The organism is Streptomyces rishiriensis (assembly GCF_003112535.1).
GTDB lineage: Bacteria > Actinomycetota > Actinomycetes > Streptomycetales > Streptomycetaceae > Streptomyces > Streptomyces rishiriensis.
In genome coordinates, this window is the sequence record NZ_BEWA01000002.1 from 190,773 (window position 1) to 214,017 (window position 23,245).

At 70.1% G+C, this 23,245-nt stretch carries 17 protein-coding genes; 2 read left to right on the forward strand and 15 right to left on the reverse strand.

The features are described from left to right. Window positions 1–160 precede the first annotated feature (160 nt). The 3 genes from Sri02f_RS02560 to Sri02f_RS02570 form a co-directional block, all read right to left on the reverse strand. The gene (locus Sri02f_RS02560; protein ID WP_108999406.1) at window positions 161–4,363 is read right to left on the reverse strand and encodes an Rne/Rng family ribonuclease; all 4,203 of its coding nucleotides are present in this window, start codon (window positions 4,361–4,363) and stop codon (window positions 161–163) included. A gap of 277 nt (window positions 4,364–4,640) precedes the next feature. Further along, entirely contained in the window at window positions 4,641–5,405 is a 765-nt protein-coding gene (locus tag Sri02f_RS02565; protein ID WP_108999407.1) for a TIGR03936 family radical SAM-associated protein, read from the reverse strand. A 48-nt stretch (window positions 5,406–5,453) separates the two neighbouring features. Next, complete coding sequence (locus Sri02f_RS02570) at window positions 5,454–6,623, reverse strand: hypothetical protein (protein ID WP_108999784.1); 1,170 nt, start codon at window positions 6,621–6,623, stop codon at window positions 5,454–5,456. A gap of 503 nt (window positions 6,624–7,126) precedes the next feature. Between Sri02f_RS02570 and Sri02f_RS02575 the strand changes: the two genes are divergently transcribed. Next, entirely contained in the window at window positions 7,127–8,749 is a 1,623-nt protein-coding gene (locus tag Sri02f_RS02575; protein WP_108999408.1) for a recombinase family protein, read from the forward strand. Between the two features lie 84 nt (window positions 8,750–8,833). On the opposite strand, the gene Sri02f_RS41645 is transcribed toward Sri02f_RS02575, so the two are convergent. Beyond that, window positions 8,834–9,547: a hypothetical protein gene (locus Sri02f_RS41645; RefSeq protein ID WP_167467466.1), complete on the reverse strand. Its 714-nt coding sequence runs from the start codon at window positions 9,545–9,547 to the stop codon at window positions 8,834–8,836. Between Sri02f_RS41645 and Sri02f_RS02585 the strand changes: the two genes are divergently transcribed. Continuing rightward, window positions 9,464–10,272 (forward strand): IS5 family transposase gene (locus Sri02f_RS02585; RefSeq protein WP_167467475.1). Its coding sequence is split into 2 segments (ribosomal slippage): window positions 9,464–9,803 and window positions 9,803–10,272, totalling 810 coding nucleotides; the frame shifts between segments, so codons are not numbered across the junction. The two genes, Sri02f_RS41645 and Sri02f_RS02585, sit on opposite strands and share 84 nt — an antisense overlap. 5 nt (window positions 10,273–10,277) lie before the next feature. Here the strand turns inward: Sri02f_RS02585 and Sri02f_RS02590 are convergent. From Sri02f_RS02590 to Sri02f_RS02645, 11 genes are all read right to left on the reverse strand, one after another. Then, window positions 10,278–10,679 carry a DUF6896 domain-containing protein gene (locus tag Sri02f_RS02590; protein ID WP_108999411.1) on the reverse strand — a complete coding sequence of 134 codons (402 nt, stop codon included), beginning with the start codon at window positions 10,677–10,679 and terminating at the stop codon, window positions 10,278–10,280. Between the two features lie 82 nt (window positions 10,680–10,761). After that, complete coding sequence (locus Sri02f_RS02595) at window positions 10,762–11,649, reverse strand: VanZ family protein (RefSeq protein WP_159106654.1); 888 nt, start codon at window positions 11,647–11,649, stop codon at window positions 10,762–10,764. Window positions 11,650–11,953: 304 nt separating this feature from the next. Continuing rightward, the gene (locus Sri02f_RS02605; protein WP_108999414.1) at window positions 11,954–13,915 is read right to left on the reverse strand and encodes a TIGR03960 family B12-binding radical SAM protein; all 1,962 of its coding nucleotides are present in this window, start codon (window positions 13,913–13,915) and stop codon (window positions 11,954–11,956) included. 123 nt (window positions 13,916–14,038) lie between these two features. Further along, on the reverse strand, window positions 14,039–15,577 hold the full coding sequence (locus tag Sri02f_RS02610) for a CYTH and CHAD domain-containing protein (protein ID WP_108999415.1): 1,539 nt from the start codon (window positions 15,575–15,577) through the stop codon (window positions 14,039–14,041). Window positions 15,578–15,681: 104 nt separating this feature from the next. Further along, on the reverse strand, window positions 15,682–16,881 hold the full coding sequence (gene rodA, locus Sri02f_RS02615; protein ID WP_108999416.1) for a rod shape-determining protein RodA: 1,200 nt from the start codon (window positions 16,879–16,881) through the stop codon (window positions 15,682–15,684). Then, window positions 16,878–19,127, reverse strand: a complete 2,250-nt coding sequence (gene mrdA, locus Sri02f_RS02620; protein WP_108999417.1) for a penicillin-binding protein 2 — start codon at window positions 19,125–19,127, stop codon at window positions 16,878–16,880. Before mrdA ends, rodA begins: the two co-directional genes overlap by 4 nt. 155 nt (window positions 19,128–19,282) lie before the next feature. Then, a complete protein-coding gene (gene mreD / locus Sri02f_RS02625; protein ID WP_108999418.1) occupies window positions 19,283–19,954 on the reverse strand; it encodes a rod shape-determining protein MreD in 672 nt (223 codons plus the stop codon). Between the two features lie 14 nt (window positions 19,955–19,968). Beyond that, the gene (gene mreC, locus Sri02f_RS02630; RefSeq protein ID WP_108999419.1) at window positions 19,969–20,907 is read right to left on the reverse strand and encodes a rod shape-determining protein MreC; all 939 of its coding nucleotides are present in this window, start codon (window positions 20,905–20,907) and stop codon (window positions 19,969–19,971) included. 208 nt (window positions 20,908–21,115) lie between these two features. Then, window positions 21,116–22,135, reverse strand: coding sequence for a rod shape-determining protein (locus Sri02f_RS02635; protein WP_020127820.1), 1,020 nt, complete (start codon window positions 22,133–22,135; stop codon window positions 21,116–21,118). 233 nt (window positions 22,136–22,368) lie between these two features. Then, window positions 22,369–22,782 (reverse strand): nucleoside-diphosphate kinase, encoded by a 414-nt coding sequence (ndk, locus tag Sri02f_RS02640; protein ID WP_108999420.1) that lies wholly within the window; start codon window positions 22,780–22,782, stop codon window positions 22,369–22,371. Window positions 22,783–22,876: 94 nt separating this feature from the next. Further along, window positions 22,877–23,242 (reverse strand): DUF4233 domain-containing protein, encoded by a 366-nt coding sequence (locus Sri02f_RS02645; protein ID WP_108999421.1) that lies wholly within the window; start codon window positions 23,240–23,242, stop codon window positions 22,877–22,879. Window positions 23,243–23,245: the final 3 nt, after the last annotated feature.

Below are 23,245 nucleotides of genomic sequence, written 5' to 3' on the forward strand. Positions count from 1 at the left end.
ACCCCGAAACCCACAGCGCGGGTGCGGTCCATCACAAACGAGACACAGAGTAACTCCCCGGTGAACGCACGGCGACACGGGCGCGGGAGGCGGGTGAAACGTCGGCGCGGGCGTCCGGATGTCCGGACGCCCGCGCCCTGCGTACCCGCGCCGGGCGGGGTCAGTCCTCCGTCGAGGCCGTGACGGACGGCACGCTCTGCTGCGCCGCCGCGGTCGTCTTCGTCACCGACTTGGCCGCCTTCTTGGCCGTCGTCTTCTTTGCGGCGGTCTTCTTCGCGGCCGTCGTCTTGGCCGCCGCCGTCTTCTTGGTGGCGGCCTTCTTCGCCGTGGCCTTCTTCGCCGTCTTGCGCGCGGCCGTCTTCTTGGCCGGCGCGTCCTGCGCGTCCTCGGCGGACGCGGCGGCCCCCTCGGACGTGACCTCGGACGCGGGCTCGGCCGTGGCGTCCGCCGCGACCGACGGGACGACCACGACGGCCGTCTCCTCGGACGCGGTCGGCGCGGTGGCCTTGCGCACGGCGCGGCGCCGCGGGCGGGCCGGGGCCGCGCTCTCGGCGACGGGCTCGGCGGCCTGCTCGGCCTCCGGCTGCTCCACCGGAGCGGCCTCGGCGACCGGGGTCCGGACGACCGGGGTCTCGGCGACCGTCACCACGGCGGCCTCCGCCCCCGCGGGGGAACCGGCCGGCGCGGACACCTTGCGGGTGGCGCGGCGGCGCGTACGGCCCTGGGGCGCGGCCTCCTCGGCGACCGGGGTCTCGGCGGGCGCCTCGACGACCGGGTCCTCCACGGCGACCGGCTCGGTGTGCGCGACGACCGTCTCGGCCGGCTGCACCGGACGCTCGGTCTCCGCCTCGACGGTGACGTCCTGCGCGGTGGGCGCCTCGACGGCCTCCTCCGCGGCGGCCCCGCCCGACAGCTCCGAGACGAACGCCTCGGAGCCGCCCCCACGACGCGACCCGCCCCTCGGCGCGCCCGCCGGAGCGGACGCCCTGCGGCTCGACCGGCGACGGCCCCGGCCACGCGTGGCGGCGGCCTCCGCCTCGGCGACGCTGCTGTACAGCTCCTCGTCCACGGCGAACTCGGGGGCGGCCAGCGCGACCGGCTCGGCCACCTCCGCGGCGACCTCGGCCTCGCTCTCCGTCTCCGGCTCGGCGCCCGCGTCCGGCTCGACGACCTCGGCCGCCGTGCTCTCGTACTCGTGGTCGTGGTCGTGGTCGTGGCCCTGTCCGTCGCCGCCGCGGCCGCGCTTCTTGCGCTTGCCGCCGCCGCCGACGGACGTCGGCTGCTCCATGTGGACGATGACGCCGCGCCCGTTGCAGTGCACGCAGGTCTCGGAGAAGGACTCCAGCAGACCCTGGCCGACCCGCTTGCGGGTCATCTGCACCAGGCCCAGCGAGGTGACCTCGGCGACCTGGTGCTTGGTGCGGTCGCGGCCCAGGCACTCCAGCAGCCGCCGCAGCACCAGGTCCCGGTTGGACTCCAGCACCATGTCGATGAAGTCGATCACGATGATGCCGCCGAGGTCGCGCAGCCGCAGCTGGCGCACGATCTCCTCGGCCGCCTCCAGGTTGTTCCTGGTGACCGTCTCTTCGAGGTTGCCGCCCTGGCCGGTGAACTTGCCGGTGTTGACGTCGACCACGACCATGGCCTCGGTCCGGTCGATCACCAGCGAGCCGCCGCTGGGCAGCCAGACCTTGCGGTCCAGCGCCTTCGCGAGCTGCTCGTCGATCCGGTAGGTGGCGAAGACGTCGACCTCGGACGTCCACTTCGACAGCCGCTCGGCGAGGTCGGGCGCCACGTGCGAGACATAGCCGTGGATGGTCGACCAGGCCTCGTCGCCGCTGACGATGACCTTGGAGAAGTCCTCGTTGAAGATGTCGCGCACGACCCGGACGGTCATGTCCGGCTCGCCGTACAGCAGCGTCGGAGCGTTGCCGCTCTTGGCCTTCTTCTGGATCTCCTCCCACTGCGCCTGCAGACGCTCGACGTCACGGCGCAGCTCGTCCTCGCTCGCGCCCTCGGCGGCGGTGCGCACGATGACGCCCGCGTCCTCGGGGACGATCTTCTTGAGGATCGTCTTCAGCCGGGCCCGCTCGGTGTCGGGCAGCTTGCGGCTGATGCCGGTCATCGAGCCCTCGGGCACGTACACGAGGTAACGGCCCGGCAGGGAGACCTGGCTGGTCAGACGGGCGCCCTTGTGACCGATCGGGTCCTTCGTCACCTGCACCAGGACCGGCTGGCCCGACTTCAGGGCGACCTCGATGCGGCGCGGCCCGTTGGCCATGCCGAGCGCCTCGAAGTTGACCTCGCCGGCGTACAGGACGGCGTTGCGCCCCTTGCCGATGTCGATGAAGGCGGCCTCCATCGACGGCAGCACGTTCTGCACCTTGCCCAGGTACACGTTGCCGACGTACGAGGTGGCCTGCTCCTTGTTGACGTAGTGCTCGACGAGCACGTTGTCTTCCAGGACGCCGATCTGGGTGCGCTCGCCGCTCTGGCGGACGACCATCACCCGCTCGACGGCCTCACGGCGGGCCAGGAACTCGGCCTCGGTGATGATCGGCACGCGGCGGCGGCCCTGCTCACGGCCTTCCCGGCGGCGCTGCTTCTTGGCCTCCAGACGGGTTGAGCCCTTGATGGACTGCACCTCGTCGGACGGCTCGGAGGGCTTGCGCGGCTCGCGGACCTTGACGATCGTGCGCTCCGGGTCCCCGACGACGGGCTCGGCCTCGGTGGAGGCGTCCCCGGCCCGGCGACGGCGGCGACGGCGACGACGGCTGCCGGCGGTGGAACCGCCCGCGTCCTCGTCCTCGGCGTCCTCGTCCTCCTGCTCGGCGGTGTCCTCGGCGTCCTGGGCGACCTGGTCGGCGGCGAACTCGTCGGAGTCGGCGTCGCCGGACTCCCCCTCGCCGTCGGCTGCGTCGCCACGACGGCGACGACGGCCGCCGCGGCGGCGACGACGGCGCGACCCGGTCTCCTCGCCGTCGTCATCGCTCTCGACGACGTCCTCGGCGGCCTCGTCGGCCTCGTCCGGCTCGCTCTCCGCCTCGTCCTCCACGGCGGGCGCCGCGGTCTCGGCGGCCTGGGCGGCGGGCGCGGCGGTGCGGCCGGACTCGGCCTCCTCACCGGCGCCGGCGGCCCTGCGGCGGCGACGGCGGCGCGAGCCGGCGGGCTCCTCGGAAGGCTCCGGGGCGCTCTGGACCTCTTCGGGCTCCTCCGCCGCGACGGTGTCGGTCTCGGCCTCGGCGGCGGCCTCGGCAGCGGCCCGCTGCGGCGTCTGGAACTGCGGCTCGGCGAACACGGGTGCCTGGAACACGGCGACCGCGGGGCGCGCCGGACGGCGCGGCGCGTCGTCCTCGCCCTTCACGGGCTCGGGCGCCGAGAAGCCGCCGGCGGCCCGGCGGACCACCCGTCGGCGACCGCGGCGCGGACCGGCGTCCTCGTCGTCGCCGGCGGCAGCCGCAGCGGCCTCGGGGATCTCGGGGGCCTTCGGCTCCTCGACGACGGCGGGAGCGACCGGCTCCGCGGGGGCCTCGGACACCTGGGGCGCCTGGGGTGCGGAGACCTCAGGCGTCTCGGCGGCGGGCGCGGAGACGCGACGGGTGGCACGGCGACGGGAGCGCGGAGCAGCCGGCTCGGCCGCCTCCTCGGCCACCGCGGGCGCCTCGGTCTCGACAGCCTGGACGGCTTCGACGGCTTCGACGGCTTCGGCCGGGGCCTCGGCCTCCGGTGTGGCGACGGGCGCGGTCACCCGCCGGGTGGCGCGGCGCCGCGTGCGCGGAGCGGCCTCGGCAGGCGTCTCCTCGGCCGCCTGGGCGACGGGCTCGGGCGCGGACTCCGCCGCGGCGGGCTCCACGGCCTCGGCCGGGGCCTCCGTGGGTGTGGTCACACGGCGCGTGGCCCGACGGCGGGAGCGGCGAGGAGCCGCGTCCTCGGCCGGGGCTTCCTCGGCCGCGGCCTCTTCGACGGCCGGGGCGCTCGCCTCGGCGGCGGCCACCGGCACGACGGTCTCGGCCGCCTCGGCGGCGGCCGGAGCGCCGACGGGCGCGGAGGCACGGCGGGTGGCCCGCCGGCGGGCACGAGGCGCGGCCTCGGCTGCCTCCTCGGGCTCGTCCGGCTTGGCGTCCGCGCCGACGTTCTCGTCCTGGACGGTCTCGTCCTGGACGTCGTCCTCCGCCAGTTCCTCGACGGACTCCACGGCCGGTATGGCCGGCGTGGTGATCTCGGCCGAGGCGTCGGCGGCGGCGGACGGCGGACCCGCCGGCCGGGATGCGGCACGGCGCCGACGACGCGGCGGCAGGGTGTCGCTGGGGGTGTTCGCTTCGGAGTCCGTCACGGACTCTGCGGATTCGGTTGGCTCGAGCATGCGGGCGTTTCTCCCGTCAGGCTCCCGGGCGCCGCGCCTGGTCCGGTGGCGATCACGAAGGATCGACCGCCGTTGACGTCCGCGGCTCGCGCGATGCGCGGTGCCGCCGTCCGGGGCGCGGGCGCCGCACGGGAGCTCTCTGTGTCCTGTCTCGCCGGTTCCGTACGCCGAATGCGCACGGCCTGGCGAAAGTCTTCTGGTCGGTGCGCTGCCCGACCCAGGTGGCTCCCGAGTCCGAGGGCTGCGCTACGACGTACGTTCCTTCGCGGAACCTTCCCTACGCGGGCGCCTTCGCGGCGGCAGCGGGATCAGCCGTTGTGAGGGCCTGAGCTGCCTCGCGGTCGGGCGCGAGCGGGTCGGTCACCGTGCCGGTCTCTTCATCGAACAGCCCCTGCGCCAGCCTGGTCACCGCAACGGGGACCGGCGGCGCCAGGTCGGCCACGGCGCGGAGACCGGACAGGACGTCGTCGGGTCGAACGGCAGGCGTCACGTGCCGAACAACCAGCCGCAGTATCGCACAGGGCTGGTCATTCGGCCTATCAGTGGGCTCACCGTGCGTTTCCAGCCGGACGACCGCGCCTCGGGTGTCGAAGGTGCGAACGCCGTTCTTGGTCATGCGCTGGACCTCCACGGCGTCGGCCTCGTTGAAGGCCTCCACCGCGCGGCCGGCGTCGGCCGGGTCCACTCCGGCCAGCCGCAGCTCCCACACGGAAGCCGTCAGCCGGTCGGCCAGACCCGAGGTCCGGGCCTCGACCGCGTCGACGACGTCGAGCCCGGCGGGCAGCGACTCGTCGAGCAGAGCTCTCAGCTTCTCCGGATCACGCGCCGAGGTCAGCGCGATCTCCAGGTACTCCGCCTCACTGCCCGTGCCGGTGGGTGCGGCATTGGCATACGACACCTTCGGGTGCGGCGTGAACCCCGCCGAGTACGCCATCGGCACCTCGGCACGGCGCAACGCGCGCTCGAAGGCACGCTGGAAATCACGGTGGCTGGTGAACCGGAGGCGGCCGCGCTTGGTGTAACGCAGTCGGATGCGCTGCACCGCGGGTGCGGGCGGCGGGCCTTCGGGCTGTCGCTTGCCCAGTGTCGTTCAGTCCTTCGTGAGAGCGGTCGTACTGCTACCAAGAGTACGTGCCTCGCCCGCCGATGGTTCCCGGCCCACGGCCGCCTCCCGCCGCACCGGCTCTCCGAAGAGCATGCGGCGCACGTCCGCGCGGGTCTGCCGCGCCGTCTCCCAGGCGGCGGCCAGCGCCTGCCGGGAGGCCCTGCCCACGCTGCGCGCGGCCCGGCCGGCGGGACGCAGCACGGCGTCCCGGACGACGTGCCCGACCGGCGTGAGCACGGTCCGGTACGCCCAGCGCACGGGCTCCACGAAGGTCCACCGCAGAAGAGTCCCGAGGAACCGTCCGACGGCGAGCGAGACGCGCCCGGCGATCCGCCAGGCGTGCCCGAGGGCGTCTGCCACCTCACGGGCGACGACCGCGAGGAAGCGGCCGACGGGGACCAGCGCCCAGCGCCACAGGGCGAGCGCGGGCAGCACGAGCAGGATCCGGGCGGCCCAGTAGAGGACGAGGCCGATCCCGCCGGCCAGCAGCTCCAGGAACCGCCACGCCCCTCGCGCACACCAGCCGATCGCCCGACCGACCGGCGCGAGGAACCACCGGTGCAGCCACCGGGCGGGGACGACGACGAAGTACCTCACCAGCCACGCCCCCGCGCCGTACACACCGACGCCCACGGCGGCGATCACGGCCCCGATCCCCTGCAGCAACCGGAGGACGGCGTGCCCGACGGGCGTCAGCACGCGCGCGTACAGCCACCCGAACCCGGCCCCGACGCCTCGCACCAGCCACGCGAGCCCGTGCCCGAGCGGGGTGAGGAGGTACCGGCAGAGCCAGACCACCGGGGTCACCACCAGCACCTTCCCGAGCCAGGCGAGCGCCTTGGCCGCGGGAACGACGACATAGCGCCACAGCCCGACCAGGGGCCAGACGAACAGTGCCTTCCCCAGCCAGGACAGGGCCCGCCCGAGCGGCCGCAGCACGGCGTCCCGCAGGAGCCGCCCCACGACGACGAGCCCGTCCCAGACCATGCGCACGGGCACGACCAGCACGAGCACGACGATGCGCACGGGCAGCCGGATCGCGACGACGAGACACCCTTCGGGCGCCTGCCCTGGAGTCCGGCCGGGAGTCCGGCCGGGAGTCCGGCCGGCCGGTGGCGCGGCCGGCTCGGCGGCGGGCTGTTTCTGCAGGTCCATATGGACGTAGACGCTACAACCCGCCGAGCGGATGCACGGGTGAGGACCCGTCAGAAAGGGGCGGGCGACCGGCCCGTGGAGCTCGGTGACCCGGAGCCACTGGTCCTCGTAGGCGCCGGCGAATCCCGTGGAGTCGTAGACCCGGCTGGCGGCCGCGGCGGTGAAGGCCAGGGCCGTGAGCCCGCCACACCGCCACTGAACAGGGCGCGCGGCCGGGCGGTCCAGGTCCACAACTTCACGGCTTCGTCGGGCTGACGGTTCACGACGGTTCATGACAGCCAGGTCGTCGCGGCCGTCGCCGTCGAACTCGGACCAACAGGAGACGACCAGGCAGCGCATGGACGCGCGGACCGCCCAGCCCGTCCCCCACGCCCCGCCTCAGCCGGCAGAAGCGGTCGGCTTGACCTCCAGCGGCAGCAGCTTCCTGCCCGTAGGGCCGATCTGGATGTGGGTGTCCATCGCCGGGCAGACACCAATGCCCCTAAATCCAGTACGGTGCCGTCATGGCAACCCGAAGCAGCGGGAAGCGCACGCCAACCCACTTACAGGCGTACGACGTTGAGATTGAGTGGACCGCAGCCGACTTGGCGGTCCTGGAGGATCTGAAGAGGGCCGAGGCACTCTTGCCCGACGAAGCTCCGCGGGCACTCCTCTCCATACGACTGTCCGTCCTCACCGACGAGACGACGTCCCCCGTCCGGCAGGAACTCGACCTGCGCAGGCTGGCCCTGGAACGAGGCCGCCGAGTCGTCGGAGTCGCCAGCGATCTGAACGTGTCGGCCACGAAGGTGCCGCCGTGGAAGCGCAAGGAACTCGGCGACTGGCTCAACAACCGCGCGCCGGAGTTCGACGAGATCCTGTTCTGGAAGCTTGACCGCTTCGTACGACGGCTCACGGACCTCAGCACCATGATCGACTGGTGCCTGAAGTATGGGAAGAACCTGCTGTCGAAGCACGACTCGATCGACCTCACCACGACAGCCGGGAAGATCATGGTCACGATCATCGGCGGCATCGCCGAGATCGAGGCGTCCAACACGAGCACACGCGTCGCGAGCCTCTGGGACTACGCCAAGACCCAGACGGACTGGGTCGTCGGCAAGCCGGCCTACGGCTACGAGACAGCGGAGAAGGAAGACGGCAGGGTCGTACTCGTCGTCAACGAAGAGGTGAGGAGGGCGCTGCATTGGTGCCGTCGCGCCGCTCTGAGGACGAAACCCGCTTCCGCGCGGCGCATGGCCAGAGTGCTCGTACGTGCCGGAATCTGCGGACCGGGCCTGACGACATCGACGATGATCCGTCGGCTCAGGAACCCCGGATTGATGGGGTACCGCGTGGAGGAGAACAAGACCAGAGGCGTACGCCGCTCGAAGATCGTCCTAGGCAACGACGGGAAGCCCATTCGGGTGGCCGCCCCGATCTTCACAGAAGAGGAGTTCGAGAGCCTCCAGGCCGCTCTGGACCGACGCGGGAAGAACCAGCCCACCCGCGCCCCCGGTGGTGCAACGAAGTTCCTCGGAGTCCTGATCTGCGATGACTGTCGCTCCAACATGACGGTCCAGAAGACCAGCCACAAAGGCAGGTCGTACGAGTACCTGCGATGCGGCAAGTGCAAGGGCGGGGGTCACGGTGCACCGAACCCTGAACACATCTACGGCCAGCTCGTCGGCGACGTCCTCAAGGTTCTCGGGGAAGAGCCCGTCATGACACGGGAGTACCGGCAGGGTGCCGAGGCCCGCAAGGAGCAGAAGCGTCTTGAAGAGTCCGTCAGCTACTACATGACCGGTCTCGAACCCGGAGGGCGCTTCACGAAGACCCGCTTCACGAGGGAGCAAGCCGAGAAGACCATGGACGACCTGATCAAGCAGTTGGAGGCCATCGACCCCGAGTCGACCCAGGACCGATGGGTGGCAGTGCACAACGGCAAGTCGTTCCGGGAGCGCTGGGAGGAGGGCGGCATGGAAGCCATGGGCGCGGATCTCCACCGGGTCGGTGTCAAGTGCACGATCAAGCGGACCAAGGTGCAAGGCGTCCGCGCCCCGCACATCCGCATGAAGCTCATGATCCCCAGGGATGTGCGAGACCGCCTGATCCTGAAGGAAGACGACTTCGCCGAAGCCTTCTGAGCAACTCACCCGGCCAGAAACGCAGCCGCCTCCCATGATGGACGGGAGGCGGCTGGGTGAGGACTCGATTTCGGGTGCGCGCCCTCACCGCTTGCCCGCGATACGTTCGCCGGTGGCAGCGTCGATCGCGATGTCCTGCTTGCCGCTCCCGACAAGCCAGACCGGCCGCCACTCCCCCTTGACCTGCTGGGCAAGCAGCAGGGCGGACTCACTCGGCAGGCCCGTCGCAGCCTTCGCCAACGCCTGGGCCTTGGCCTTGTCGACGGTCACTCGCGGAAGCACCGGATCGTCAACAGTTCTGGCCGCGAACCCGATGACTCGTCCTGTGGTGGTGACGGTGAGGTCGAGGCGCATCGGCATCATGACCTTTTCCGCGTAGCGCCGGTACACCACCGTGTAGGCCATCGTCGGGCCGTCGCCGATGGAGCGGACCCGCGGATCACTACCCGCCACATTCTGCGGAAACCACTTGTGAGCGAACTGCGCCGCAGCTGCCGTGACTTCGTTCTTGTTGAGGCTTCCCGCATCTCCGCGGGTATCCGAGGACCAAGCACTTTCCAAGGTCTTCGCCGGCCAGGTTCCGGAGATGGTGCCGTGGTCCGTCGTCGCAGTGATCTGCAGGCGGTTTCCGTCCTTATTGGTCTTACTGATCGTTTCAGAATGAGTTGAGCTGCGGGTCTTGTGCTGGACGATCTTGGTCGGCAGGGTGTCCGAGTGCGTGCTGATCTTGTTCCTGACGACTTGTGGGAGCGGGTGGCTCCGTTGCTGCCGCCCGCTCCCGAACGACGCCACCGACATCCCGGGCGGTTGCGTGTTCCTGACCGAACAGCACTCGCCGGCGTCCTGTTCGTGCTGCGGACCGGTGTCGCCTGGCGAGACGTCCCGGCGGAGACCGTGGGCTGTTCCGGCGTGACGGCCTGGCGCCGGCTGCGGGACTGGACCGAAGCTGGCGTCTGGCCACGCCTGCACGCCGCCCTGCTGACCGAGCTGCGCCGCGCCGCCCTGCTGGACCTGGACGACTGCTCCGTGGACGGATCGCACGTCCGGGCCCTCAAAGGGGGGACCACGTCGGCCCCTCACCCGTCGACCGCGCCCGCCCCGGCTCCAAGCACCACCTGATCGTCGACCGGCACGGAACCCCGCTCGCCGTCACCCTCACCGGCGGTAACCGGCACGACGTCACCCAGCTCCTGCCTCTGCTCGACGCGGTCCCGCCGATTCGGGGAACTCGGGGACGTCCCCGCCGCAAGCCCCGCCGGCTGTATGCGGACCGGGGCTACGACTTCGACAAATACCGCCGCCTGCTGTGGAAACGCGGCATCAAGCCGTTGATCGCCCGACGCGGCGTCGCCCACGGTTCCGGACTGGGCAAGGTGCGCTGGGTCGTCGAGCGCGCCTTCGCCTGGCTGCACCAGTTCAAACGGCTCCGCACCCGCTATGAGCGACGCGCCGATCTCCATCAGGGCCTGCTCGAACTGGCCTGCAGCCTCATATGCCTCCGCCGCCTGCGCACCTCATCCTGAAGCGATCAGCTAGCTACGCTGAACCACCCCGGCCGCACCTCGGCCAGAAGCGGTTGCAGCGACCGCACTGCGGACCGCAGGTCCTCATCCGTGACGTCAACAGGCTCCTGCAGGCTCAGCCCATACCAGCGCAGCCGCCAGAGGTCGAAGACTTCACTCCCGTCGGCCGCGAAGTCCACATCGACTTCAATGCCGTTGCCGCTGACGAATCGGCATCCCGCCCCATGAACCGTGTAGGAATAGGTACCGATGTGCCCACTCCGGCTGATCCGCCGCGAACGGGCCAGGCCAAGGACATCTGCCAGTTGCTCAAGCGAGGGGATCGCCACTCTCATGGCCTCGTCAATCGCGTTGAGAGCGTGGACGTAACCGAGCACGAGGTCTCGCGCAGCCCCAACCCGTTCCATACGGCGTCACCCCCTGAGCCCGTGGCTGAAGGGATTGTTCCATGGGCCGCCCCCATCTCCGCGGGACGGCATTCTGAAACGATCAGTTAGTCTCCCGCACCTGCGTATCACTCCCGAAGACCCCCCTGGCCGCAGTGGTAATCCACTCGTCGGCCTGGACGGCGGATTCAGCAAGAGCACGCTTCTGGTCATCTATCGCGACTATGTTGACCCGCTCAATCCGGGAGTCGAAGACGCCCCCAATAGCCAGCACGGCGAGCACGCCAAGCGACATGCCCCATGCGAGGTCGCGCAGCGGCCTGCCTTGAGATTGCCGCCGCCGGTAGATCCAGAGAGCCCCTGCCAAAGTGCCCAGTAGTGCGCCGGTCGCATTTGCCGCAAGATCTGTCACGCTGCACGAGCGACCCAGATGCCCGGCCGATTGTGCGATTTCCACCGCCCCGCTGAGGGCCCCGAAGGCAGCCGCAACCGTCACTGGCCTTTTGAAGAGAGGGACAGCCAGCAGCGCGCCAGGGACGAAGAGGGCGATGTTCAGCAGGGAACTCGCTGACGTGAACAGATGGGTGGGTGCGCCGGTGTCGCATTGCCAGGATTGCAAACCGGCGTCGCCCGGAAGCAGAGTCACGGCCAAGATGCCGGCCAAGTAGACGGCGAGGGCCGTTCTGAGGGGCCACGGCTTTTTCCTCGCCTTCGCCACAAGGGCCGTAGGCGCCGCAATGAGCGCAGCGAGGATTAGAAAAGAGACGATCAGACCTGGTACAGCGGCAATGGATGCTTCAATCATGTTGCACACGCCGAATCGCTTGATCGCCGCCACCGTGCCGGCCAGGATCTCGCCACGCCGAAGCCTCTTGAGGAACGCCCGGAGTTCCGACCTGACCCGCGTCCAGGTCTGCGGCGATTCCTCGGCGGTGACCCGCTGGCCGACCGCTGCGACGTCCGCGAAGCGCGGGCGCCAGGAACCATCCAACCCCCCCACCACCCCGAGCGCAGATCACCTACCTGGACCCCTGCCAGAAACCTCATGACGGCCCGACCGGTCGACGCTCCCCCGTGTCGCCGAGGCTCTCACGAAGAGCCGCAACGCCTGCTAGATCCACTCCACCTCGGACTGGATACCCGGAAAGCTTCCAGGCCCCGGCAGCGGCGTTCTCGGGGTGTCCTGAGCAACCCGCCGCGCCTTCAGAGTCCCGAGGGAACCGAGCGCTGCGGCCACCTCATCCTCCGTGGCGTCAGCCACAGCCTCAGCGATCCGCCGCAGCGCTTCACTCACCTCAGTGCTCGTGTCCGCTGGTCGCAGCGTCCTTCTTGACCGTGAGCGGCAGCAGCTTCTTGCCGCTGTTGCTCAGTTGTGGCCATGTGTCGAACTGGGGGCACACCCCGCAGTCGAAGCAGGGCGTCCAGCGGCAGTCCTCGACCTCCGTCTCGTCGAGGGCGTCCTGCCAGTCCTCCCAGAGCCAGTCCTTGTCGAGGCCCGAGTCCAGGTGGTCCCAGGGCAGGACCTCCTCGTACGTCTTCTCGCGCGTCGTGTACCAGTCGACGTCCACGCCGAACGCCGGCAGCGTCTTGTCCGCGCAGGCCATCCAGCGGTCGTAGGAGAAGTGCTCGCGCCAGCCGTCGAAGCGGCCGCCGTCCTCGTAGACGGCGCGGATGACGGCGCCGATACGGCGGTCGCCGCGCGAGAGGAGGCCCTCGACGATGCCGGGCTTGCCGTCGTGGTAGCGGAAGCCGATCGAGCGGCCGTACTTCTTGTCGCCGCGGATCTTGTCCCGGAGCTTCTGCAGGCGGGCGTCCGTCTCCTCGGCGGAGAGCTGGGGAGCCCACTGGAACGGGGTGTGCGGCTTGGGCACGAACCCGCCGATCGAGACGGTGCAGCGGATGTCGTTCTGGCCGGAGACCTTGCGGCCCTCGGCGATCACGTTCATCGCCATGTCGGCGATCTGCAGGACGTCCTCGTCGGTCTCCGTGGGCAGGCCGCACATGAAGTACAGCTTCACCTGGCGCCAGCCGTTGCCGTACGCGGTGGAGACGGTCCTGATCAGGTCCTCTTCCGAGACCATCTTGTTGATGACCTTGCGCATGCGCTCCGAGCCGCCCTCGGGCGCGAACGTCAGACCCGAGCGGCGGCCGTTGCGCGTCAGCTCGTTCGCCAGGTCCACGTTGAAGGCGTCGACGCGGGTGGAGGGGAGGGACAGGCCGATCTTGTCCTCCTCGTAGCGGTCCGCGAGGCCCTTGGCGACCTCGCCGATCTCGCTGTGGTCGGCGCTCGACAGCGAGAGCAGGCCGACCTCCTCGAAGCCGGTCGCCTTCAGGCCCTTCTCCACCATGTCGCCGATGCCGGTGATCGAGCGCTCGCGCACCGGGCGGGTGATCATGCCGGCCTGGCAGAAGCGGCAGCCGCGGGTGCAGCCGCGGAAGATCTCCACCGACATGCGCTCGTGGACCGTCTCGGCGAGCGGGACCAGGGGCTGCTTGGGGTAGGGCCACTCGTCGAGGTCCATGACGGTGTGCTTCGACACGCGCCACGGCACGCCCGACCGGTTCGGCACCACGCGGGCGATCCGGGCGTCCGGGAGGTACTCGACGTCGTAGAACCGCGGGATGTACACCGCGCCCGTCTTCGCGAGGCGGAAGAGGACCTCCTCGCGGCCGCCGGGCCGGCCCTCCGCCTTCCACTCGCGGATGATCTTCGTCATGTCGAGCACGGCCTGCTCGCCGTCGCCGATGACCGCCGCGTCGATGAAGTCGGCGATCGGCTCGGGGTTGAAGGCGGCATGGCCGCCGGCCAGCACGATCGGGTCGTCGAGACCTCGGTTCGCGGCCTCCAGCGGGATCCCCGCGAGGTCGAGGGCGGCCAGCATGTTGGTGTAGCCCAGCTCCGTGGAGAAGGACAGGCCGAACACGTCGAAGGCCTTCACCGGGCGGTGGCCGTCCACGGTGAACTGCGGGACGTCGTGCTGCCGCATCAGCGCCTCCAGGTCCGGCCACACGCTGTACGTGCGCTCGGCGAGGACGCCCTCCTGCTCGTTGAGCACCTCGTAGAGGATCATGACGCCCTGGTTGGGCAGACCGACCTCGTACGCGTCCGGGTACATCAGCGCCCAGCGGACGTCGCACGCCTCCCAGGGCTTGACCGTGGAGTTGAGCTCGCCGCCCACATACTGGATCGGCTTCTGCACATGCGGGAGCAAGGCTTCGAGCTGCGGAAAGACCGACTCGACCGACTCGACAGACATCGCGGGGGCACCTTCGTGAGCTGACCGGGGATCCCCCCGGCCGGAGGCGCGGGGGAGGGTGACCATCTAGCGTAACCCGACCGGAGGCATCCCCCGCCCGCGAAAGTTCCGCCGCCCTCGGTCTTAAACCTCCATCTGCTCGCAGGTCCTCTCCCAGACGTCCGGCAGCGCCTCCTCCACCATCCGGGCTCGTCCCTCCTCACGGCCGTACAGCACCCCGTAGGTGAACGCGCTCTCCCCCGCCGCGTGCGCCACGGCGGACAGCTCGCGCAGGGTCTGGCGGGCCATGACGCTGTCCTGGTGGTCGCCGAGCAGGCTCTGCAACGACTTCAGGGACTTGGCCAGCGCCTTGGCGGCGCCCCCGACCGCGGGGGCGGCGGTCTCCGCCGCGTAGCGGGTCCGCTTGGTCTTCTTGCGCGCCTCGTGCAGGCTGACGTCGCGTGTGCGGCCGGCCGGCTGTTCCAGGGCCTGCCCGATCAGCGCGGACACCTTCGCGAAGTCCTTGCGCACGGCCTTGGCGAGCACCTTGGCCGGCTTTCTCGCAGCGGCCTTCAGCAGCGGCGGGTCGGCGACCAGGGCGTCCAGGTCGTCGAGCAGGGTCAGATAGCGCGGCGAGTCCAGGACCCCGAGCAGCCGGTGGCGCGAGCCGCGGGCCTCGGCCTCGGCCCAGGCCCGCAGGCGGGCGCCCACCGGGCCGGAGACGAGGGTGTGGGGCAGGTCGTCCAGGTCGGCCGTCAGGCGCTCGTCGAGCACCTCCTGGTCGCGGCCCGCGCCCAGTTCGCCGGCGAGCCACTTCAGTTCGGCGGCGATCGGTTCGGTGACGGCCGGATCGAGGACCTTGCGGAAGGAGCGGAAGGTGCTGCGCAGCCGACGGGTCGCGACGCGCATGTCGTGCACGGAGTCCTCGGTCTCCTGGCGGACGGCCGGATCGAGGGCGACGATCGCGTCCCGCTGGGCGCGCACGTAGGCCAGCACATGGTCGCCTGCGGTCACGGGATCGCCTGCGGGCTTCTCCCCCGCCGTCTTCCCGTCTTCCGCCGTCTTCCCCTTGGCACGCTTCTTCTTCGACGCCGTCTCCGTCAGCGCCCGCGCCAGCTTGGACGGCGACGTCGACGGCCGGACGCCGGTCTTGCGCAGTCGCTTGTCCAGCTTGTCGAGGAAGGCCGGGTCGCCGCCGTCGGCGAGCTCCACCTCGATCTCGGTCCACTGGGCGCCGCCCTCTCCGCCGAACAGCCGGTCCGCCCGTACGGCGTCCACGCTGGCCTCGGCTAGCAGCCGGCCCTTGCCGTCGACGAGTTCGCGGACGTCCCGGCTGGAGCGCAGGCGCACCACCGGCACCAGCTGGCCTTCGCGGACGCGGGAGCGGACGAGCCGGCCGAGTTCCTCGGGCACGGTGTCCGAGAGCGGCGATCTGATCTCGTCCCGGACTCCGGTCTCGACCGGGAGCTTCAGGTGCCATCCGGCGTCGGAGCCGCCGGTGCGACGGCGCAGGGTGATCGAGGCCGCGGCCAGACGCAGATCGGAGGTGTCGTAGTAGGTCGCGTCCAGCTCGGTGACGCCTCTGTCGAGGACGGTGGCGACGCCGGCGACTCCGGTCAGGTCGGGCAGCCCACTGTCGTCGGATTCGTACTTGCGCTCGATCTCGCGTTTCGTTACCGCCATGAAATGAATCTAGTCGCACTCGGGTCCGAGCGGCAGTGCGCACCGGACCCGAATCACGGCCCAACTCCGGAGAACCACGAGGTGTCGGGGGTGTGTCCAGGGGTTCAGGCCGACATGGGCCGTTGCACCCGGATGGACTGCAGCAGCCCCACCGCCACCCATACCGCGAACATCGACGTGCCTCCGTAGGAGACGAACGGCAGCGGCAGGCCCGTCACCGGCATGATCCCCAGGGTCATGCCGATGTTCTCGAAGGACTGGAAGGCGAACCAGGCCACGATGCCCGCGGCGACGATCGTGCCGTACAGCTCCGTCGTCTCACGCGCTATGCGGCAGGCGCGCCAGAGGACCACGCCGAGCAGGACGATGATCAGGCCCGCGCCCATGAAGCCGAGTTCCTCGCCCGCGACGGTGAAGACGAAGTCCGTCTGCTGTTCGGGGACGAACTGACCCGTCGTCTGCGAGCCGTGGAACAGTCCGGCGCCGGTGAGGCCGCCGGAGCCGATCGCGATCCGCGCCTGGTTGGTGTTGTAGCCCACGCCGGCCGGGTCGAGGCTGGGGTTGGCGAAGGCGGCGAAGCGGGCGATCTGGTACTCGTCCAGGATGTGCAGCTGCCAGACGGCGATCGCGCCGGCCGCGCCCGCGCCGAGCAGTCCGAAGACCCAGCGGTTGGAGGCGCCGGAGGCCAGCAGCACGCCCAGCACGATCATCACCATGACCATGACCGACCCGAGGTCGGGCATCAGCATCACGATCAGCATCGGGACGGCCGCGAGGCCGAGCCCCTGGACCACCGTGCGCTGGTCGGGGTAGAGCTTGTCGCCCGCGTCCACTCGGGCCGCGAGCAGCATCGCCATGCCCAGGATGATCGTGATCTTCACGAACTCCGAGGGCTGCAGCGAGAAGCCGCCGCCGAGCACGATCCAGGAGTGCGCGCCGTTGACCGTGGAGCCCAGCGGCGTCAGCACCGCGAGGATCCCCAGCAGCGAGAGGCCGTACAGGACCGGCACCGCGTTGCGCAGGGTGCGGTGGCCGAGCCAGACGGTGGCGGCCATCAGGGCGAGCCCGATTCCGGTGTTCATCAGGTGCCGGACGAGGAAGTAGTACGGGTCGCCCTGGTTGATCTCGGTGCGGTTGCGGGTCGCCGAGAAGACCAGGAGCGAGCCGATCAGCGACAGCGCGATCGCCGACAGCAGTATCGGCCAGTCCAGCCTGCGGGCCACCGAGTCACGGGCGAAGACCCGCGTCCAGCCGGCCCGCGCGGGCCCGTATCCGGAGACGGAGAAACTGTTCGCGCCGGTCATGTGCACATCCTCCGGCTTCCCCTCTTGCGTCGTCGTCTGCGGGTGTCGCGATTGGGGTCGGTGTTCTGCTGCACGGTGCCCGCCGCCTGCGTCTCGTCCGGCTTCGGCGCGGTCTGCTGGCTGGCGCGCTGCTCCTTGGCCGGGTCCTTGGCGATCTTGGGGGACTTGATCGTGCCGTCCGCCTGGACCTTCGGCAGGCCGGTCTGCGGGGTGGGCAGCAGGGCGTTCTTCTTGTCGATCTTGCCGTCGTCGGAGACGCCGTACATCGCGTTGTAGATGTGCCGCACGGCCTCACCGGAGGCGCCCGAGCCGGTACCGGCCTGGGCGATCGTCATGACGACCGTGTAGTCCTTGCTGTACGTGGCGAGCCAGGACGTCGTCTGCTTGCCGTAGACCTCCGCGGTACCGGTCTTGGCGTGCAGCGGGATCTTGTCCTGGGGCCAGCCGCCGAACTTCCAGGCGGCGGTACCGCGGGTGACCACGCCTTCCAGGGCGGCGTCCATGCCCTTGATCGTGGCCTGGGTGACGGGCAGCCTGCCCTTGGGCTTGGGCTTGATCTCCTGGACGGTTTTGCCGTCTGCGCTGACGATCGCCTTGCCGATGGTCGGGGTGTACATCGTGCCGCCGTTGGCGAGCGCCCCGTAGATCACGGCCTCCTGGATCGGGGTGACGAGGGTGTCGCCCTGGCCGATGGAGTAGTTGATCGAGTCGCCCTCGCGCATCTTGTTGCCTTCGAGGCAGTTCTCGTACGCGATCTTCTCGACGTAGCTGCCGTCCTTCTTGCCGGACTTGCACCAGGAGTCCTTGTTGGCCTTCCAGTAGGACTCCTTCCACTGGCGGTCCGGGACCCGGCCGGTGACCTCGTTGGGCAGGTCGAGGCCGGTCTCCTTGCCGAGTCCGAACTGGTGGGCGGCCTTGTAGAAGTAGTCCTTGGGCTCACCCTTCTTCGGGTTGATGCCGCCGTCCTTCTTCCACTCCCGGTCGGCGAGGCCGTAGAAGACGGTGTCGCAGGAGACTTCGAGGGCCCGGCCGAGCGAGATGGGGCCGAAGCTCTCCCCCTCGAAGTTCTTGAAGACCTGGCCGCCCACCGAGTACGAGCTGGTGCACGGGTAGCCGCCGTCCCACTCGTAGCCCGCCTCGACCGCGGCGGCCGTGGAGACCACCTTGAAGGTCGAACCGGGCGCGGACTGACCCTGTATGGCCCTGTTGAGCAGCGGGTAGTCGGAGTTCTTGCCGGTGAGCTTCTTGTAGTCCTTGGCGGAGATGCCGCCGACCCAGACGTTGGGGTCGTAGGCCGGGGCGGACGCCATGGCGACGACGCGTCCGGTCTTGGCCTCCATCACGACGACGGCGCCGGAGTCGGCCTTGTAGTTCTCGCCGGTGATCTTGTCGAACTGGGTGCGGGCGATCTTCATCGCGTTGTTCAGCTCGTACTCGGCGACCCGCTGGACGCGGGCGTCGATGCTGGTGACGAGGTTGGAGCCGGGCTGGGCCGCGTCGGCCTCTGCCTGGCCGATGACGCGGCCGAGGTTGTCGACCTCGTAGCGGGTGACGCCGGCCTTGCCGCGCAGCTCCTTGTCGTACTGGCGCTCCAGGCCGCTGCGGCCGACCTGGTCGGAGCGCAGATACGGCGAGTCGGTGTCCCGGGCCTTGGTGATCTCGTCGTCGGTGACCGGGGAGAGATAGCCGAGGACCTGGGCGGTGTTGGCGTTGCCGGGGGCCGCGTAACGACGCACGGCCTCGGGCTCGGCGGTGATGCCGGGGAAGTCCTCGGCGCGCTCGCGGATCTGCAGGGCCTGCTTGGCGGTGGCCTCGTCGGTGATCGGGATCGGCTGGTAGGGCGAGCCGTTCCAGCAGGGCTGCGGGGTCTTCGCGTCGCACAGCCGGACCTTCTGGGCGACCTCCTCGGGCTTCATCGCGAGGACGCCCGCGAGCTTTGCCAGGACCGCCTTGCCGTCGTCCCGCTGCTTCAGCAGCTCGGTGCGGGAGGCGGACACCACGAGGCGCGTCTCGTTGTCGGCCAGGGCCACCCCGCGCGCGTCCAGGATCGAGCCGCGCACGGCGGGTTCGACGACCTGCTGGACGTGGTTGCCGGAGGCCTCCTTGGCGTACGCCGCGCCCTCCCGGATCTGCAGGTACCACAGGCGGCCGCCGAGGGTGCCGAGCAGGGAGAGGACGAGGATCTGGATCACGACGAGCCGGATCTGGACCCGTGGGGTCCGACCGGTCTCGGGAATGTTGGTCACTGCGGCTGTCTCCCCCTCTCAGTACGCGGACTCGGTGCGCGAACGTGTGTGCGCGGACGAATGATGAACGAGGGGTCTGTGCGACCTCGTTCCGCCTGGCCTTCCTCGTTCGGGTGATTCAGCCACCGGCGCGCTCGGCGCGCGGACGCCCGCGTTCACAGCCGCTTGACCCCCTTGATGCGCCCGGCACGGGTGGCCCGCGACCTGGCCGCCTTCAGCTTGAGTCCGCCGCGCTGGCCGCCGATCCTCAGGCCCGTGCCCGAGGAGAGCCATCCGGAGGAGATGTCGGGGCTCTTGGCGGCGGAGTTGGTCTCGGCGAGTGGGTCGTTGTCGGCGCGCCGCGCCAGGAACATGATCGCGGGGACCACGAACGGGGCGAGCAGCAGGTCGTACAGGGCGGCCGTGAACAGCAGCCCGGTGAGGCCGACATGACGGGCGGCGGTGTCGCCGACGAGGGCGCCGACCCCGGCGTACAGCAGGGTGGAGCCGACGGCGGCCGCGACGACCACGACCATCGGGCCGGTGGCCGACTTGATCTGCCCGGTCTCGGGCTTGATCAGCCCGGCGAGGTAGCCGATCACGCACAGGACCAGCGCGTAGCGTCCGGCGGCGTGGTCGGCGGGCGGCGCGAGGTCGGCCAGCAGGCCGGCGCCGAAGCCGATGAGGGCGCCGCCGACATGGCCGTACACCATGGCCAGGCCCAGGACGGTGAGCAGGAGGAGGTCGGGGACGGCGCCCGGGAGGTGCAGGCGGGCGAGGACGCTCACCTGGATCACCAGGGCGACGACGACCAGCGGGACGGAGAGCAGGATCCGGTTGACGCGCATGGGGTTGTCAGCTCCTACCGCTGCTGGCCGTCTACGGGTGCGTTCGCGTTCGGCGTGACCGTGACGGTCACCGTCGGCGTGGGGACCGGTTTGGGCTGGGAGGGGAGCACGGTGTCGCGCGGATCCTTCTTCGGGGCCTCGACGACCACGCCCACGATGTCGAGCTTGGTGAAGCTGACGTACGGCGTGACGTAGAGGGTGCGGGTGAGGTCGCCGCCGGAGGGGTCGACGCGGGAGACGACGCCGACGGGGACGCCGGGCACGAAGGGCTTGTCGGCCTGCGAGCCGAAGGTGACCAGCCGGTCGCCCTTCTTCACGTCGGCCTTGCCGTTGAGGAGTTCGACGCGCAGCGGGCGGTCGCCCTGTCCGGAGGCGAAGCCGAGCTCGTCGGACGCCTCCATCCGGGTGCCGACGGTGAAGTCGGGGTCGCTGGCCAGCAGCACGGTCGCGGTGCCCGGGCCGACGGTGGTGACCCGCCCGACCAGCCCGTCCCCGTTCAGGACCGTCATGTCGCGCTTGACGCCGTCGTTGGCGCCGACGTCGATGGTGATCGTCCAGGAGAAGCCCTGGGCCGCTCCTATCGCGATGACCTCCGCGCCCTTGATGCCGTACTGGCCGGTGCCGGCGATCTTCAGCATCCTGTCGAGCTGCGCCAGCCGGCTGCGGTTGCGGTCGTCGCTGCCGAGCTTCGCCTTGAGCGCCGCGTTCTCCTTCTCCAGCGCGGTGAGCCGGTCGTGGCGCCCCCCGGAGTCCCGGACGGCCGAGACGGCGTTGCCGACGGGGTCGACCGCCGACGACACGCCGTTCTCGATCGGGCCGAAGGCCGCGGCCGCGGCCTGCCGGGCGCCGTCGACGGGGGAGTCCTCCCCGCCCCGGATGTCCACCGTGATCAGCGCGAACGCTACGGCGATCAGCAGCACCAGGAGCAGCCGGCTCTCTCGTGTGTCCCTCACGTGCGGCGGCCGTGCCCTTCCTCGAGAGAAAAACCAGAACAGGAATCAGGAAGCAGGTGTCGTAAAGCAGTTGTCAGGGAGCGGGTCGGGAATTGGGGTAGCCCCGGGCCAGGATGACCAAGGGCGCTTTATCGGAGCTTATGCCTCTATATCAACGATCCGCCGCACGAGAGGAGATCGTCTCGCACGGCGGAATCGAAGCGTTACGTCATCTGCGCGGCGCCGCGTCCAGGACCTGCTGGAGCGCCTCGAACTCCTCGACGCACTTCCCGGAGCCGAGCGCCACGCTGTCCAGCGGGTCCTCGGCGATGTGGATGGGCATGCCGGTCTCCCGGCGCAGCCGCTCGTCCAGACCGCGCAGCAGGGCTCCGCCGCCGGTCAGAACGATTCCGCGGTCCATGATGTCGCCGGACAGCTCCGGCGGACACTTGTCGAGCGTGGTCTTCACGGCGTCCACGATGGCGTTGACCGGTTCCTCGATCGCCTTGCGCACCTCGGCGGCCGAGATGACGACGGTCTTGGGCAGTCCGGAGACGAGGTCGCGGCCACGGATTTCGGTGTGCTGGTCGTCGTCGAGGTCGTACGCCGAACCGATCGTGATCTTGATCTGTTCGGCGGTCCGCTCACCGAGGAGGAGGCTGTACTCCTTCTTGATGTGCTGGATGATCGCGTTGTCCAGTTCATCGCCCGCGACACGGATGGACTGGGCGGTGACGATGCCGCCGAGCGAGATGACCGCGACCTCCGTGGTGCCGCCGCCGATGTCCACCACCATGTTGCCCGTGGCCTCGTGGACCGGCAGGCCGGAGCCGATGGCAGCGGCCATGGGCTCCTCGATGATGTGCACCTGACGGGCGCCGGCCTGGGTCGACGCCTCGATGACGGCACGGCGCTCGACGCCGGTGATGCCCGAGGGCACACAGACGACGACTCGCGGCCGAGCCAGATACCTCCGCTTGTGGATCTTCAGGATGAAGTAGCGGAGCATCCGCTCGGTGATCTCGAAGTCGGCGATCACGCCGTCCTTCAGGGGACGCACGGCAACGATGTTGCCGGGCGTGCGCCCGATCATCTTCTTCGCTTCGGCGCCGACCGCGAGGATGCCACCGGTGTTGGTGTTGATCGCGACGACGGACGGCTCGTTGAGTACGATCCCGCGACCCCTGACGTACACCAGCGTGTTGGCGGTCCCGAGGTCGACAGCCATGTCACGGCCGATGAACGACATTGAGTTCCCCATCAGGATTCGACTGGCCTTCCATGAGCTTTGAGGGCTTATCAGGTCGGCGAGGTGGGTGCTGTGACGTGAAGGCTTCCATCGTAAACGCGCCTGCACGAACACTGCGGAGCGGTCTCCGCCATTGTTTGCAGATGCTGTGTGGGTTCGCTCCTGGAGACGGGCGTTCGGGGGCTCACGTTCCCTCGATCGCCCGCTTCAGACCCTTCTGCGGCCTTACGGGGTCAGGCTCGGCCGGGGAAGAAGATCTTCACCTCGCGCTCGGCGGACTCCTCGGAGTCGGAGGCGTGGATCAGGTTCTCGCGGACGATGACGCCGAAGTCGCCGCGGATGGAGCCGGGGGCGGCGGCGATCGGGTCGGTCGGACCGGCCAGCGCGCGCACGCCCTCGATGACCCGCTCACCCTCGACGATCAGCGCGACGACCGGACCGGAGGCCATGAACGCCACCAGCGGCTCGTAGAAGGGCTTGCCCTTGTGCTCGCCGTAGTGCTGCTCCAGCGTGTCCTGGTCCAGCGTGCGCAGCTCCAGCGCGGTGATCTGCCAGCCGGCCTTGCGCTCGATACGGCTGATGATCTCGCCGGTCAGGCCACGACGGACGGCGTCGGGCTTGAGCAGGACGAGGGTGCGCTGGCTCACGAGGGGGCTCCTTCTACTGCCGGTGTTCCGGCGCCGGTGCTCTGGCGCCTGCAGGTGCGGTGGGATGAGGTTACAGGTCGGGTCCGGGCGCTCGTCACGCAGCGTCAGCGGTATCCGGAGAGGTGGCGGAGGCCTGCGCGGCGAAGCGCGCCTTGGCTTCGTCGACCTTTCTGCCGAAGTGCACCGACGCCCACCACAGCGCCCCGAAGAGCACGCCCAGGAAGAACATGATCGGAACGAAGAAGCCGGACGCGACGAGGGTGATCTGCAGCGCCCAGCCGAGGGCGACCCCGCCGGGCCGGGTGACCATGCCGCACAGCAGCACGCTGAAGAGCATGGCGATGCCGCAGACCGTCCACACCGTGGACATGGACAGGTCGGAGTTCTTCATGGCGACCAGGCCGGCGAACCCGATGACGAAGAACTCGCCGATCAGGGTCGAGGAGCAGAGCGTACGCATGGC

What these genes read in the sequence shown, in the direction of transcription:
- Sri02f_RS02560 (WP_108999406.1), bottom strand. Translation starts at nt 4,363, where the DNA reads ATGCTCGAGCCAACCGAATCCGCAGAGTCCGTGACGGACTCCGAAGCG.
- Sri02f_RS02570 (WP_108999784.1), bottom strand. Translation starts at nt 6,623, where the DNA reads ATGGACCTGCAGAAACAGCCCGCCGCCGAGCCGGCCGCGCCACCGGCC.
- Sri02f_RS02575 (WP_108999408.1), top strand. Translation starts at nt 7,127, where the DNA reads ATGGCAACCCGAAGCAGCGGGAAGCGCACGCCAACCCACTTACAGGCG.
- Sri02f_RS41645 (WP_167467466.1), bottom strand. Translation starts at nt 9,547, where the DNA reads ATGTCGGTGGCGTCGTTCGGGAGCGGGCGGCAGCAACGGAGCCACCCG.
- Sri02f_RS02590 (WP_108999411.1), bottom strand. Translation starts at nt 10,679, where the DNA reads ATGGAACGGGTTGGGGCTGCGCGAGACCTCGTGCTCGGTTACGTCCAC.
- Sri02f_RS02605 (WP_108999414.1), bottom strand. Translation starts at nt 13,915, where the DNA reads ATGTCTGTCGAGTCGGTCGAGTCGGTCTTTCCGCAGCTCGAAGCCTTG.
- Sri02f_RS02610 (WP_108999415.1), bottom strand. Translation starts at nt 15,577, where the DNA reads ATGGCGGTAACGAAACGCGAGATCGAGCGCAAGTACGAATCCGACGAC.
- rodA (WP_108999416.1), bottom strand. Translation starts at nt 16,881, where the DNA reads ATGACCGGCGCGAACAGTTTCTCCGTCTCCGGATACGGGCCCGCGCGG.
- mreD (WP_108999418.1), bottom strand. Translation starts at nt 19,954, where the DNA reads ATGCGCGTCAACCGGATCCTGCTCTCCGTCCCGCTGGTCGTCGTCGCC.
- Sri02f_RS02635 (WP_020127820.1), bottom strand. Translation starts at nt 22,135, where the DNA reads ATGTCGTTCATCGGCCGTGACATGGCTGTCGACCTCGGGACCGCCAAC.
- Sri02f_RS02645 (WP_108999421.1), bottom strand. Translation starts at nt 23,242, where the DNA reads ATGCGTACGCTCTGCTCCTCGACCCTGATCGGCGAGTTCTTCGTCATC.